Here is a 15,350-nt window from a genome sequence, read left to right as displayed (position 1 = left end):
AAGGACCCGGCCGGCCGCCGGGACGGGGCCCGGCGGGTCTGGGAGGCGGCGGCGCGTGCCGCCGGCGTCAGCCGGAGGCGGGGCGCAACGCCTTGGCGACGACCGCGCCGATGCGGGCGATCGGCTCCGGCTCGGTCATGTCGTAGTGGCCGCACGGCACGCTGTGGTCCTCGAGGACACCGTCGACGTGGAGCCGCCAGGCGTCCGCCTTGTCCGGCGCGAGGGCGAGGTCGCCCGCGTCGGCGCCGGCCCGGCCCGAGGCGTCCTCGGCGGCGGTGAAGAACAGCACGTCACCGCGGTAGACGCCGGGCGTGAACTCCGGTGCGATGCGCAGGTTGTTGCGCATGACGGCGGCGATCGCGGCGGCCTCCTCGCGCGTGACGGGCAGGGCGGAGCCGCCGTCGGTCTGCGTCAGCCGGCCGATGCGGTCCAGGACGGCGTCGACGTCCGGCAGGTCCGCGTCCGGGCCGAGCGGCAGCCCGGCCATGCGCAGCAGCAGCGCCGCGACCTGCCGCTCGGCGGCCTCGGGGGTGTACGGGACGCCGTGCGGGAGCGGCGCGTCCAGCAGGGCGAGCAACTCGACCTCCTGGCCCTGCTCCTGGAGCGCGCAGGCCATCGCGTGGGCCACGAAACCGCCGTAGGACCAGCCCAGGAGCCGGTAGGGGCCCTCGGGCTGCACCTGGCGGACCAGCTCCACGTACGAGGCCACCATGGACGCGGCGTCGGGGGCGGGCGGCCGGGCGCCGTCCAGGCCTGCCGCCTGGAGGCCGAACACCGGCTGGTCCTCCCCGAGATGGGGCAGCAGCCCGGTGTAGCGCCAGGACACGCCGGCCCCGGGGTGCACGCAGAACAGCGGCCGCCGTGTGCCCTCGGACCGCAGCGGCAGCAGCGGGCCCAGGGCGTCGCCCGCGGTGTCCTCGTCGGCGGCGGCCAGCACGCCCGCGACGGTGGGCGCGGCCAGCAGCGACGCGGCCGGCACGTCCAGCACGCCCGCCCCGCGCAGCTTGCCCGCGAGGAGCACGGCGCGCATGGAGTCGCCGCCGAGGTCGAAGAAGTTGTCGTGGACGCCGATGCCGCCGATGCCGAGCGTCTCCTCCCACAGCCGCGTCACGGCCTGTTCGCGTGCGGTGCGCGGGGCGACGTGCGGCGTGGTCAGGCGGGGCCGGGCCGCCAGTCCGGCCGTGCCGGGGGAGGCGGACGCCTCCGGCGCCTCGGCCGTCTCGGGCGCGGTACGGGCGCCCGGGGCGTCGATCCAGTGCCGCTGCCGTTCGAAGGCGTAACCGGGCAGCGGGACCCGCCGCGGCGCGGCCTCGCCAGCCACGGCGGGCAGCGCCGCGTCCACGCCCGCGGACCACAGCCGCCCCAGCGCCTCGGCGAGGACGAAACCGTCCGGGCTGTCGGCCTTGGCGTGGCGCATGGTGGTCACGGAGACCGGCTCGTGGTCGGCGAGCTGGGCGCGGGCGAGCTTGGTGAGACTGTCGCCGGGGCCGATCTCGACCAGGACGGGACGGTCGCGTTCCCACAGGGTGGAGATGCCGTCCGCGAAGCGGACCGTGTGCCGGGTGTGGTCCAGCCAGTGCCGTACGTCGGTGACCTGCTCGCCCGTGGCCCAGGTGCCGGTGACGTTGGTGACGTAGGGGATGCGCGGCGCGCGCAGGGTGAGGGAGCGCAGCCGGTCCTCGAAGGCGGGCAGGACCGGGTCGAGGACGTGGGAGTGCGCGGCGGCCGGCACGCGCAGCCTGCGGAACGGCACCTCACGGCGGGTCAGCTCCCGCTCCAGGCGCTCCACGTCCTCGGTGTGCCCGGCGACGGTGCAGGCGGCCGGCCCGTTGGCGGCGGCCAGCGACAGCCGCTCGTCGAGCAGCGGCAGCACGGTCTCGGCGGACGCCGCCACCCCGACCGTCGCGCCGCCGGCGGACTTGATGAGCCGGATGCGTTCCGCGACCAGCGGCAGCATCTCCTCCAGCTCCATCACCCCGGCCAGGCAGGCCGCGGTGTACTCGCCGAGCGAGTGCCCGATCAGCGCGTCGGGGCGCACGCCCGACTCCATCAGGGTGCGGGCCGTCGCGTACTCGGTGACGACCAGGCCCAGCAGCGTGGCGGTGCCCTCCGGGTCGGCCTCCTCGAACAGCACCGTGCGCAGGTCCCGCCCCAGCACCGGACGCAGGATGCGGGCGCAGCGGTCCACGGCGTCGCGGTAGACGTCGTGGTCGCGGTACAGCTCCTCGCCCATGCCCACGTACTGCGTGCCGCCGCCCGGGAACAGGAACGCCACCTTCGGCGTCTCCTCCGGAACCGGCGGGACGGCCGGGCCTGCCGCCCGCAGCGCGGCGACCGCCTCCTCGGGGGAGGCCGCGGTCACGGTGAGCCTGTGGCGCAGGGCGGGCCGGTCCGTGCGCAGCGCGTGGGCGACGTCGTCCAGCCGCAGTCCGGGCCGCGCCTCCAGGTGCCGGGCCAGGGCCTCGGCCTGGCCGCGCAGCGCGCCTGCCGTGCGCGCGGACAGCGGCAGGACCTGCCGGCGGCCGTCCTCGGGCGCGCGTGGCGGCGCGGGGCGGGCGGGCGGCGCCTCCTCCAGGATGACGTGCGCGTTGGTGCCGCCGATGCCGAAGGCGCTGACCGCGGCCCGCCGCGGGTGCTCGGCCGCGGGCCAGTCCTCCAGGGCGGTCGGCACCCGGAACGGCCCGGAGGCGAAGTCGATGAGGGGGTTGGGCTCGTCGAAGTGCAGGCTCGGCGGGATCTGCTGGTGCTCCAGCGCCAGCACCGCCTTGACGACGCCGGCGATGCCGGCTGCCGCCCCCAGATGCCCGATGTTGGTCTTCACCGAGCCCAGGGCGCAGAAGCCCCGGCGGTCGGTGCTCTGCCGGAAGGCGTCGGTGAGCGCGGTCACCTCGATGGGGTCGCCGATGCGGGTGGCGGTGCCGTGCGCCTCCAGCAGCCCGATGGTGCCGGCGTCGACCTCGGCCTCGGCCTGCGCGGCGAGGATCACCTCGGTCTGCCCGGCGGTGCTGGGCGCGGTGAAGCCGACCTTGCGGCGGCCGTCGTTGTTGACGGCCGTGCCGCGGATCACCGCGCGGACGCGGTCGCCGTCGGCGAGGGCGTCCTCCAGGCGCTTGAGGACCACCACCCCCACCCCGTCTCCTGAGGAGGTGCCGGCCGCGTCCGCGGCGAAGGCGCGGCAGCGCCCGTCGGGCGAGAACGGCCCGCCCGGGACGTGCCGGTAGCCCAGGAACGCGGAGGGGTTGAGGGAGACCGCGCCGGCCAGCGCGGCGTCGCAGCGGTGGTCCAGCAGGTCCTGGCAGGCGGAGTGCAGGGCGACGAGCGCGGTGGAGCACGCCGTCTGCAGGGACACGCTCGGCCCGGTCAGGCCCAGTTCGTAGGAGATACGGGTGGCGAGCGTGCCCAGGGAGTTCGAGGTGGCCGCGTGCACGAGCTCCACGCTGCCGGGCTGACCGGCGAAGCGCGGGTGGACGTGGGCGGGGTAGTAGCGGCTGTCGCCGGCGCCCGCGTACACGCCCGTCGTCCCCGACGCGAACCGGTCGGGGCGGCCCGCGTCCTCCAGGGCGTGGTAGGCCGTCTCGAGCAGCAGGCGCTGCTGCGGGTCGACGACGGCGGCCTCGGCGGGGCTGTAGCCGAAGAAGCCCGCGTCGAAGCGGTCGATGCCCTCGACGACCGACGCCATGCGCACCAGGGAGGGGTCGTCGAGGTCGGCGGGGTCGCCGCCGGCGGCGAGGAACTCCTCGTCGCTGACGGGGCGTATCGACTCCCGGCCGGCGGCGAGGTTGTCCCAGAACGCGTCGACGTCGTCCGCGCCGGGGAAGCGGGCCGCCATGCCGATCACGGCGACGGCGGGCAGCGCGTCGTCCTGCGGGTCCGTCGGCTCAGCCACGGCCTCGGTCCTTTCGTTCCCGTGCGGAGCGGCGCGCCGCGCGCGCGGCCCGCTGCCGCTGTGCTTGTTCCTTGGCCCGGTCGAGCCCGTCGGACTCGGCCGTCCCGGCCTTGCCGCCTGTCCCGGCCGTTTCGGTCGCCGCTCCGGTCGTCCCGGCCGTCCCCGCCGTTCCGGCCGGCGTCGCCGCCGAGCCCGAGGCGGGGGCGGCGGATGCGGCGGGCAGCGCTGCGCCCTGGTCGGCCAGGTGGCGGGCGAGCGCCCGTACGGTCGGGTGCGCGAACAGGTCGACGACGGTGAGCTCGCAGCCCAGCGCCTTGTTGAGGGCCGTCTGCGCGGCGACCAGCAGCAGCGAGTTGCCGCCCAGGTCGAAGAAGTTCTCGTCGCGGGACACCCGGTCGCGGCCCAGGACCGTGCACCACACGGCGGCCAGTTCGTTCTCCAGGCGGCGCAGTTCCTCGCCCGCACCGGCCGCCGACGGCTGCTCGACGGTGCCCGCCGAGCGCAGCACCCAGGCGTCCGCGACGCCGCCCGCCCCGGCCGCCTCCGCGGCGGCCGCGTACAGGGCGCCCAGATCGGTGCCCTCCTCCAGGCCGACGCGGCCGGCCAGGCGGCGCACCTGCCGTACGGGCGCCGCCACATGGCTGCCCACCCACGGCGCCGTGCGGTCGGCTCCGACGAGGACGTGCGGCTCGTCCAGGGTGCGGGCGAAGTCCAGCGAGCGCAGCGCGGCGGACGCCTCCAGCACCCGGTAGCCGCGGGCCTCGGTGAGGGAGGTGAGCTGGTAGCCCAGGCTCATGCCGCGCTCACGCCACATGCTCCACGCCAGGCTCTGCCCGGGCAGACCCGACCGGCGCCGGTGCACGGCGAGGGCGTCCAGGAAGGCGTTGGCGGCGGAGTAGGCGGCGTTCATCGAGCCGCCGAACCAGCCGTTGACGGAGGAGAAGACGACGAACGAGGTCACCGGGTGCCCGGCGGCGACCCGGTGCAGGGTCCACGCGCCGCGCACCTTCGCGTCCAGCAGCCGCCGCCAGTCCTCCGGCGTCACCTCCCGCACGGGCCGCTCGTCGAAGGCACCGGCCAGGTGCAGCACCGAGGTGAGCGGCACCCCCCACGCGTCGGCGGCCCGGCGCACCGCCGCGCGCACCTGCTCGGCGTCGGTGACGTCCACGGACTCGTACCGCACCTCGCCGAGCCGCCGCAGCCGGCGCAGCGCCTCGATGCGGCCGACGGCCGGCCCCGCCTCGTCCAGGTGCCGCTGCCAGTCGTCCTCGTGCGGCAGCCGGGTGCGGCCCAGGAGCAGCAGCCGGGTGCCGGGGGTGGCCAGCAGATGCGCGGCGACCTCGCTGCCGACCCCGCCGAGACCACCGCTGATCAGGTGGAAGCCGTCCTGTGAGGGCGGCGCGGTGCGGGGCAGCGGGTCGGGCAGCGGCGCCAGCCGGCGTACGAGGCGGCGCCCGTCGCGACGGGCGACCTCGGCGTCCACGGGGTGGACGGCGCTCTCGGCGAGGATCGCCTCGGCCGCCTCCCGGTCGTCGCCCGGCGCGAGGTCGAGGTGGACGCCGCGCAGCCAGGGCATCTCCTCCCGCAGCGACTTGAGCAGGGCGCCCGCGGCGGCGTGGAAGGGGTCCGGGCGCTCGTCGTCGGCGACGGCCTGGGCGCCGGCGGTCACGAACAGCAGGTCCACCGGACGGGGCCGGCCGGGACGCTCCGCGAGCGCGCGGGCCAGCACCAGCAGGGACCCGGCGCCGTCCCGCTCACCCCACGGCGCGGCATCGGTGTCGTCGTCGGCGACGCCCGGGCCGCGCAGCGCGCCGAGGTGCACGACGGCGTCGATCTCCCGCCCGTCCTCGGCGAGGCGCGCCAGCAGCGCCGTGTGGTCCGCCTCGCTGCCGGGGCGGATCCGGTGCCGGGCCGCGTCCAGGCGCTCGGGGGCCGGTCCGTCGGTGACGACCGTGCACAGGCGGCCCTCGGCGCGCAGCAGTCCGGCGAGGCGGCCGGCCAGCTCCTCGGCGCGCGGGTCGCCGCCCGCCAGGACCAGGGTGTGGTGGCCGGTGGGCGGCTCGGTGCGGTGCAGGGCCTCGGCGGGCCGCCACACGGGCCGCAGGAACCAGTCGGGCAGGGTGGCGGCCGTGCCGAGCAGCAGCTGCGCCTCGCGCACCGCGTCGTCGAACTCGCCGGCCTCGAAGCTCTTGCGCAGCCGGGTGCGCTGGATCTTGCCGATCTCCGTCTTGGGCACGGCCTCGGCGGGCACCGGGATCAGGAACGCGGGGCTGACGCCGATCTCCCGGGTGACCTTGCCGCCGATCTCCCGCATCACGGCCGCCGGGTCCTGGCCGGGCGCGAGGTGGAAGAACAGGGCGAGTTCGTCGGTGGTGGCCGACGGGTCGGAGCGCACCGCGCAGGCCGCCGTGAAACTCCGTACGACACCCGGCAGTTCCTCGACGCAGGCCTCGATCTCGTGGCTGTAGTGGTTGACGCCGTTGACGATGATGACGTCCTTGGCGCGGCCCGTGATGTACAGCTCGCCTTCCCGCAGGAACGCCAGGTCGCCGGTGTCGAACCAGCCGTCGTCGGTGAACGCCTCCGCGTTCGCCGCCGCGTTGTCGTGGTAGCCCCGGGTCACGGACGTGCCGCGCACCTGGAGCCGGCCCACCTCCCCCTCCGCCAGCACCGTGAGGACGCCGTCACGCTCCTCGACGATCCGCATGGCGAACCCCGGGTAGGGCAGGCCGCAGCTGACGAACGACTCGTCCTCGCCGGACGGTTCGGACGGCAGCACGCAGTCGGTCACCACCGAGCAGGTCTCCGACATGCCCCAGCCCGGGTGCATGACGTCCTGCGGCAGACCGAAGGGCCGCAGCGCGTGCAGGAACGAGCGGGCCGTGGCCGCCACGACCACCTCGCCCGCGTTCATCACCAGACGCATCGGCGACAGGTCCCAGTCGCGGTCGCGGAAGCGGTGGGCCTGCTCGGCCAGCAGCCCGAACGCGAAGTTGGGGGCCCAGGTCACGGTGGCCCGGTGACGGTGTGCGAGGTCCGCCCAGCGCAGCGGGTCCTGGAGGACGTACGGGGTCGGCGCGTGGACCTGCCGGCAGCCGAGGTAGACGTCCCGCAGGTGGAACATCACCACACCGGTGACATGGTCCAGCGGGATCCAGTTCAGCGAGACGTCGTCCGCGCCGAGGCCGTTCATGGCCTCGGTGGCCGCCGAACGGGTCAGCACGTTGCGGTGGGTGAGCCGCACCGCCTTGGGCAGACCCGTGCTGCCGGAGGTCATCAGCATCAGGATCAGGTCGTCGGGGTCCGCCGGATGCCAGTCGCGGTCCTCCGGCGCGTCCCGCAGCGCGTCCGCCGTCGTCAGCCGCACCCCCGGCCACTCCTGCCGCGCGGCCAGGTCGCGCAGCCCCGCCTCGCTCTCCGGCGAGGCCACGATCCACGGACGGCCCAGCATCCGCCAGATGCCCTCCAGCTTGGCCACCGCCGCCGACGCGGTGGCGTACGAGGCGGGCACCGTCAGCGGCACCGCGACGAACCCGCCCAGGATGCAGCCCCACAGCACGGCGACGAAGTCCTCGCTGTCGCCGCACTGGAGGATCACCTTGTCCCCGGGACGCAGCCCCGCCCGGCGCAGTCCGGCCAGGACCCGCGAGGCCTCCTCGACGAGCGAGGCATAGCTGCGCCGCGTCTCGCTCCCGTCGGCGCGCACGTGCACGATCTCGCCCTGCGGGCTCCGCGCGGCGCGGGTGAGCGCGGACGCCCAGTCCGGTACCGACGGCTCGGGCAGGGCGGGACCCTCGCTGAGCGCCGGCACCGACGCGTCCCGCGCCTCGGCCGCGCCGCCGACCCCCGACACCTCCACGGCGGCCGCGCGCGGAGCGCCCGTATGACGGCGCTCCAGCTCCCCCGGTTCGTCCTCCAGCCGCACGTCCGCCTCACGGACACCGGGGACGCCCGCGACACGCCGCCGCCACGCCTCCGCGGCCCGCCGGTCGACCGTCGGCAGGGCCCGCAGCGCCTCGGCGTCCAGCAGGCCGTCGGCGGTACGCGGCAGATCGCTGACGGCGTTCACCCGGGGCGCCTCCGCGGAACCGCCGAAGGACTGCTCGACCTGCTCGACGGCGCCCGCCCGGTGGGCCACCACGTACGCCGTGGGCGGCCCCTCCCCGGTCGCGGGCAGCACGACCGCGTCACGCACGCCCGGCACCGCCAGCGCGGTGCGCTCCAGCTCCGCCGCACGGACGGCGGAACCGGCGTCCGCGTCCGGGCGGGTGGCCCGAGAGGCGGGCAGCGCGCCGATCCGGACGCCGGGGTCGGCGCACACGGCCTCCAGGAGCGCGCGCAGCGCCTGGGTGAACTCCTCGGCGGTGTGCGGCTCGTACAGGTCGGTCGCGTACTCGACGTGCAGGTCGAGGCCGTCGGGGGCGTGGTCGGCGCCGTACCGCTCCAGCACGTCGACGAACAGGTCGAACTTGGCGGTGCCGGTCGCCGTGGGGCGCAGCGCCACCCGGTCCTCGCCCAGCCGGAGCACGGCCCGCTCGTTGTTCTGCAGCGCCAGCATCACCTGGAACAGCGGATGCCGCGCCGGATGGCGGGGCGGGTTGAGCTCCTCCACCAGCCGGTCGAAGGGCAGGTCCTGGTGGTCCAGCGCCGCCACGTCGAACGCCCGCACCCGCGCCAGCAGGTCACGGAAGGCGGGGTCGCCCGAGGTGTCGGTGCGCAGCACCACCGTGTTGGTGAGCAGACCGATCACGTCGTCCAGGACGGGCTCGGACCGGCCGGCGACCGGGGTGCCGATCACCACGTCCTCGCCCGCGCCCCAGCGGCTGAGCAGGGCGCCGAGCGCACCGTGCAGCACCATGAACAGGCTGACGCCCTCGGCGTCCGCCAGCCGCAGCAGCGCGCGGTGCAGGGACGCGTCCACGGTGGCCGTCACGCTCGCACCGCCGCCCGTGCCGCCGTGCGGCCGGGGCCGGTCGGCGGGCGGGGCGCTCTCCTCGGGCAGCCCGGCCAGCGCCCCACGCCAGAACGCGGTCAGCTCCTCGAGACGCCCGAGCCCCTCGGGGGCGGGGGTGAGCGTACGCCGCTGCCACAGCGCGTAGTCCGCGTACTGCACCGGCAGCGGCTCCCATCGCGGCGCCCGGCCCGCGCGGCGGGCCTCGTAGGCGGCGCCCAGGTCGTCCGCGAGGGGACGCAGCGACCAGCCGTCGGCCGCGCTGTGGTGCAGCACCAGCAGCAGGGTGCGCTCCTCGCCGGTGCCGAACAGCGCCGCCCACAGGGCGCTGTCACGGGTCAGGTCGAAGCGGTGCCGCAGGGCCGCCGCCACCTGCGCGGCCGTCTCCCCGGGCGGGCAGTCCACCACCCGCAGCACGGGCCGCAGCTCCCCGGGCGGCAGAATCCGCTGGTACGTGGCGCCGCCGTCCCGCACGAACACCGTGCGCAGGCTCTCGTGCCGGTCGGCCAGGTCGCCGAGGGCGGCACGCAGCGCCTCCTCGTCGGGCGCGTGCCGCAGCGGGAGGACGAGCGGGATGTTGTACGTCGCGGACGCCTCGCCCAACCGGTCCAGGAACCACATGCGCTCCTGCGCGAAGGACAGCGGCACGCGCTCGGGACGCTCGGCGGCCGCCAGCGCGGGCGTCCTCGGGCCGCCGCCGGGGCCGGAGGCGAGCCGGGCGGCGAGCGCGGCCGGCCGCGGCGCGTCGAACAGCGCGGAGATCGGCACGTCCGTGCCCGTCTCGGCGCGCAGCCGGGCCAGCAGCCGGGTGGCGAGCAGCGACTGCCCGCCCAGCTCGAAGAAGTCGTCGTCCACCCCGACGGTGTCCCCGGGCAGCCGCAGCACCTCCTCGAACAGACCGCACACCAGGCGCTGTTCGGGGGTGGTGGGGCGCGCCGAACCGGCGGCAGCGGTGAAGTCCGGCGCGGGCAGGGCCCGCACGTCGAGCTTGCCGTTGGCGGTCAGCGGCAGCTCCTCGACCAGGACGCAGGCGGCCGGGACCATGTGCTCGGGCAGGTGCGCCGCGAGATGGGCGCGCAGCTCGGCCGGTTCGGCGGACCGCCCGTCCGCGAGCACCGCGTAGGCGACGAGGTGCAGGTCGGCGCCGTCACCGTCGCCGTGGATCCCGCGGGCCACCACGGCCGCGTGCGCCACCGAGGCGTGCCGGGCGAGCTCGGCCTCGATCTCGGCGGGCTCGATGCGGAAACCGCGGATCTTGACCTGCTGGTCGGCGCGCCCCACGTACTCCAGCGTGCCGTCGGCGCGGCGCCGGGCCAGGTCGCCCGTGCGGTACATGCGGGAACCCGGCCGCCCGAACGGGTCGGGCAGGAACCGCTCCTCGGTGAGCTCGGGCCGGTCCAGGTAGCCGGGGGCGACGCCCGGGCCGGACACGTACATCTCACCGGTCACGCCCGGCGGCACGGGACGGCGCGCGGCGTCCAGGACGTGGACGCGCAGATCGTCCAGCGGCCGGCCGATGACGCTGGCCCGGCGCGGGTCGTCCAGGTCGGCCCCGGTCACCCGGTGGTGGGTGACGTGCACGGTCGTCTCGGTGATCCCGTACATGTTGACCAGCGCGGGGGAGTCCAGGCCGTGGCGGTCGACCCACGGGCGCAGCCGTTCGGAACGCAGTGCCTCACCGCCGAAGATCACGTGACGCAGACTCAGGCCGTCCGCGGCGGACTCCGGCGCGTCCTCGGCGTCGGCCCGCATCAGCTGCTCGAAGGCCGACGGCGTCTGGTTGAGGACGGTGACCCCCTCGGCGCGCAGCAGCCGCAGGAACTCCCGTGGCGAGCGGCTCACCTCGTAGGGCACCACGACCAGGCGCCCGCCGTGCAGCAGGGGGCCCCAGATCTCCCACACGGAGAAGTCGAAGGCGTAGGAGTGGAACAGGGTCCACACGTCGTCCTCGCCGAACCCGAAGTGCCGCTCGCTCGCCTCGAAGAGGCGCACCACGTTGGCGTGCGGCACGGGCACGCCCTTGGGACGACCGGTGGACCCGGAGGTGTGGATGACGTACGCGATGTCGTCCGGACCGGTCGGACCCGTGCGGTCGGCGTCGGTGAGGTCCTCGGCGTGGCGCTCCGCCAGATCGCGCTCGGTGTCCGGGGCGCCGAGGACGACGACCGGAGCCGAGACCCAGGGGAGCCGCTCGGCGTGCGCGTCGTCGGTCACCGTGACGACGGGGCCGACGTCCTCCAGGACCAGACGCAGCCGCTGCTCGGGGTGCCGGGTGTCGAGGGGGAGGTAGCCGGCACCCGTCTTCAGCACCGCGAGCAGGGCCGTGATCAGCCGGATGCCGCGCGGAAGGGCCAGGGCCACCATGCGGCCGGGCCCTGCGCCGTGCCCGACGAGCAGACGGGCCAGCCGGTTGGCGTCGGCGTTCAGGTCCGCGTACGAGACGGAGACGCCCTCGCAGGTCACCGCGGTACGCCGGGGCGCGCGGGCCGCCTGCTCCTCGAAGCGCCGGGTGAGCGTGGTGGTCACCTGGTGTTCGGGCGCCGGGGTGTCCTCGGGGTGTTCGCCCGGCAGCAGCAGGTTCGCGTCCGCCAGGGGTGTCTCGGGCGCGGCGTCGGCGAGTTGCCGCAGCAGGAGCAGGAACCGCTGGAGATGCAGGCCCAGTCCGGCCTCGTCGTACACCGCCGGGTTGGCGTCGAAGGCGAGCCACAGCCCGGCCGGGTCGGCTCCCGGGCGCACCGAGATCTGAAGGTCCTCGACGGCCCCGCCGGACAGGTGGTGGGAGGTGGAGGGATGGCCTGCGAACACCAGGTCCTCGGCGAACGGGACGATGTTCAGCACGGGCCCGTGCAGCCGCCGCCCGCCGCCCAGCAGACCCAGGTCGCGGCGCAGGAACTCGCCCCGGTACTGCTGGTGACGGCGCAGGTCCCGCAGTTCGCCGGCGACGGCGTGCAGCAGCTCGCCGACCCGGGTGCCGGGCGCGGTGCGCACCCGTAGCGGCAGCACGTCGGAGGCGGTGCCCGGGGTGCGCAGCGCGGCGCTGCCGAGCCGGCTCATCGTGGCCAGGCCGAGCACCAGGTCGTCGGCGCCGGTCATCCGGTGCAGATAGGCGACGACGGCGGCGGCCAGCAGGTCGGTGCGGGAGACACCCGCGCGGGCGGCAGCCGCGGACAGGGCCTCGGCCTCGGCCGGGGTCAGGTCCGCGGTGCGGCGCAGGAAGGGTGCGACGGGGGCGGCGGTCCGCTCGGCGAGCCGTACCGGCTCGGGCAGGCCGGCCAGCCGCTCCGCCCAGTGGGCGCGGTCGCGTGCGTGGCGCTCGGAGGCGAGGTAGGCCGCCTCCTCCTCCTGGAGCCGCCCTACCGGCTCGAAGGTGGCCGGGGCGGGCTCCTCGCCGGCGGCGAGGGCGGTGTAGGTGTCGGCGAGGCGGCGCGCCACGAGCTTGTAGCTGTAGCCGTCCAGCAGGATGTGGTGGGCGCGCAGGAACCAGATGTACCGGTCGGGGGCGAGCGTCAGCAGCGCGTGCGAGAACAGCGGACCCGACTCGATGTCCACCGGCGTCGACAGGTCGCGCCGGATCCACTCCTCGGCAGCGGCCGACGGGTCGGCGGCCGAGCTGACGTCCACGCGGTGCAGCGGCCAGTCCTCGGGCGCGGCCGGCGCGCACCGGGGGCCGTCGGGGGTGTGCGTGAAGCGGAGCGCGAAGGTGTCGGCCTCGGCGACGGTACGGCGCAGCGCGGTCTCGAACAGAGCGGTGTCGACCGGCCCGTGGATCTCCACGTACTCACCGGTGTTGTAGGCGGCACTGCCGGCGGCGAGACGCTGGGCGAACCAGAGTCCCTCCTGCGCCCCGGACAGCGGTCGACGATCGTCCTCTTGGACTGACATGGCACCAACCCTCAGTGGCGAGCGGTCTTCACACGAATGCACAGGACGGACCCGGCGCGACGGGGCGGGCCGCGGACGGATTTCCGCCGTCCGAGTTCGCGCTGCCCGGCCCGGCCGGCGTTCGGCGTGCCCGGGGATGTCCGGCGGAGAGGACGGCGGTCGAACGGTCGTGTGCCCGAATGCGGGAATCGCGGAGCGGACCGCGGTCACCTGCCGCCGGATCACCTTGCACGAGGCCCGATGGAGCGTCAAGCGCCCTTTCCCGCAGCCGGGAAATCATTCCTGGGAAAACACCTAAGAAATTCCGGACGGGCACGGGCACGGGCACGCGGACCGGCGGGCGGGGGCCGGGGCCGGCGGTGCCGTGCGGTAACGTGCCGCCGGCCCTGTGCGGGGCGAATCCGCCGGACCACACAGGGTGTTCTGAGGAAACCCCTAAGCATGCCCTGCGCGCCTTGTCCGGTGGCTTCCGCTTCGGATTTCCTCTCTTCTGCTCCCCTGTGAGTTCGTCAACGTTCCTGTGAAGCTCCCGAAATTCCCGCGGCGAAGGACCGCCTGCCGTTCCCGTGGACAAAGAACGGAGGCGGCGAGAAAGGCTGAACGATGCGACGCGTGCTGTGTCCCGTGGAAACCCTCTACGTGGGTCAGAGAAGCAGAGCCGTACTCTCCTGCGCACTGCGCGGGCCCGTCGACGCGGCAACGTTGTCGCGGGCCTTCGACACGGTGACGGCCGAGCAGCCCACCCTGCGCACCCGCATCGTCCAGGACGGCGCGGGATACGCCCTCGAACTCCTCGGGGAGGCCGAACGGCCCCGGCTGACCGTGCGGACCGGCGGCGACGAGGTGTACCAGGAGGAGCTCAACACCCCGCTGCCGGTGGGCACCCCCCTGACCCGCGCGGTCCTGGCCAGTGAGCCAGGAGGGGACCGCCACCTGCTCGTCGTGTCGGTGGACCACACCGTCACCGACGGGCACAGCGCCATCACGCTGCTCAACACCCTCTGGGACCGCTACCGGACGCTCGTCGAGGACGGTGACGCGGCCAGGGCTGCGGTTGGGGCTGAGGCTGAGGCGCCCGCGACGGCGCCGGAGCAGCCGGTGTGGCCGACGCCCGTCAGCGAACTGCTGCCGCCCGTCGACGAGGCGGAGACCGCCGCGTACCTGCGGCGCCGCGTGGCCGAGACGGAGGGCCGCTCCGTCGAGTTGCTGCCCTACGACACGCCGCGTCAGACGCCCGCCACGGGGGACGAGCACCGCATCGAGGTGTGCCGGCTGCTCCTGGACGCCGACCGGACCGAACGGCTGCGCAAGTCGGCGCGTGCGGCGGGCGTCTCCGTGCACGGCCTGATCGGCTCCGCGCTGCTGACCGTCGTCCGCCGGCGCCTCGGCGGTGACGGCCCGCGCGTCCTGGGCTGTCTGTCGCCGGTCGACCTGCGGTCGCGGCTGGACCCGCCGGTGCCCGCCTCGACGATGGTCGCCGCGGTCACCACCCACCTGCACGCCGTCGAGGTCGACACCGGCACCGATCCCCTCGCGCTGGCCCGCGACCTCGGCACCCACCTGCGGGAGGCCATCGAGCGCGGCGACCACTTCCAGGACATGCGGATCATGACGGAGGTCCCGAAGCACCCGGCCCTCCAGATGGGCACGGTCATCGTGACCAACATGGGTTCCGTGTCCGGTCCCCGGCTGCCCGAGGGGACGGAGCTCACGGACGTGCGTCTCGTGCCGGCCCGGGAGCAGTACTTCCCGCAGGCGGGCCGCAGCCCGCTGATGGCCTGCGTCGTCTCCTTCGACGGCCGGCTGGCCGTCGAGTTCCCGCACTACACCGCGTGCTTCAGCCCGGCCTTCATGCGGGAGCTGCGCGACGACGTCCAGGCCGCGCTGCTCGCCTTCACCGAAACCGGCGACGAGCCGCCCGTCACCGCCGCCGCGGTCTGAGGCCCCGGGTCCGGGCCCCGGGCACGGTCCGAGGCCCGGACCCCCGGCCCTCCCCGCGCACGCGGCCCTTTCCCCGGCACGCGGCCCCTCCCACCGGCTTCCCCCTCCAAGGAGCGACCCTCCGAGATGAAGACCGCGCACGAACCCACCACCCCCCTCCCCGCGTTGCTGCGCCAGGCCCAGCTGGGCGACGACCAGGCGATGAACGACCTGCTCACCCGCATCACGCCGTACGTCGCCCGGATCTGCCTGTCCATCGCGCACGACAACAGCTCCGACGCCACCCAGGAAGCCCTCCTCGCCGTCTACCGGGGTCTGGCCGGCCTGCGGGAGCCGGCGGCCTTCTACGGCTGGGTCCGCTCCGTCACCGTCCGCGAGGCCGTCCGTACGGCCAAGCGCCTGGGCGACGCGGTGCCCTGCTCGCCGGTCGAGGCCCGGTACGAGGCCAACCCCCTGGACACCGTCTACATCAACGACGTACTGGAACGGCTGTCGACGGCGCACCGCGAGGTGCTCACCCTGCGTGTGTACGGCCTCAACGAGGAGGAGATGGCCGAGACCCTCTCCCTGCCCATCGGAACGGTGCGCTCCCGCCTGCACCGCGCCCGCCGCCGCTTCCAGGAGGCCTGGCAGCCGTCGGCGGCCTGAGGACCCACTGACCCCAAGTGCTCCGCCCCGAACCCCCGCATC

The 15,350-nt window shown here is 75.4% G+C and carries 4 protein-coding genes; 2 read left to right on the top strand and 2 right to left on the bottom strand.

Going from position 1 to position 15,350, the window contains the following annotated elements; translation table 11 throughout:
- Positions 1–67: 67 nt before the first annotated feature.
- Together ACFOSY_RS04900 and ACFOSY_RS04895 are read right to left on the bottom strand one after the other, a co-directional pair.
- Complete coding sequence (locus ACFOSY_RS04900) at positions 68–3,886, bottom strand: type I polyketide synthase (RefSeq protein ID WP_394305461.1); 3,819 nt, start codon at positions 3,884–3,886, stop codon at positions 68–70.
- Positions 3,879–12,719 carry an amino acid adenylation domain-containing protein gene (locus ACFOSY_RS04895; protein ID WP_394305460.1) on the bottom strand — a complete coding sequence of 2,947 codons (8,841 nt, stop codon included), beginning with the start codon at positions 12,717–12,719 and terminating at the stop codon, positions 3,879–3,881. Before ACFOSY_RS04895 ends, ACFOSY_RS04900 begins: the two co-directional genes overlap by 8 nt.
- A gap of 639 nt (positions 12,720–13,358) precedes the next feature.
- Here ACFOSY_RS04895 and ACFOSY_RS04890 point away from each other — a divergent pair.
- Together ACFOSY_RS04890 and ACFOSY_RS04885 are read left to right on the top strand one after the other, a co-directional pair.
- Positions 13,359–14,660 (top strand): phthiocerol/phthiodiolone dimycocerosyl transferase family protein, encoded by a 1,302-nt coding sequence (locus ACFOSY_RS04890; RefSeq protein WP_449343578.1) that lies wholly within the window; start codon positions 13,359–13,361, stop codon positions 14,658–14,660.
- A 126-nt stretch (positions 14,661–14,786) separates the two neighbouring features.
- Entirely contained in the window at positions 14,787–15,308 is a 522-nt protein-coding gene (locus tag ACFOSY_RS04885) for an RNA polymerase sigma factor (protein ID WP_394305458.1), read from the top strand.
- Positions 15,309–15,350: the final 42 nt, after the last annotated feature.

Source organism: Streptomyces lusitanus (genome assembly GCF_042647945.1).
GTDB classification, from domain to species: Bacteria; Actinomycetota; Actinomycetes; order Streptomycetales; family Streptomycetaceae; genus Streptomyces; species Streptomyces pseudogriseolus.
This window is presented reverse-complemented; position numbering and strand designations above follow the sequence as displayed.

Bases quoted from the DNA above. Each gene is read 5' to 3' on its own strand.
- ACFOSY_RS04895 (WP_394305460.1), bottom strand. From the start codon at position 12,719: ATGTCAGTCCAAGAGGACGATCGTCGACCGCTGTCCGGGGCGCAGGAG.
- ACFOSY_RS04885 (WP_394305458.1), top strand. From the start codon at position 14,787: ATGAAGACCGCGCACGAACCCACCACCCCCCTCCCCGCGTTGCTGCGC.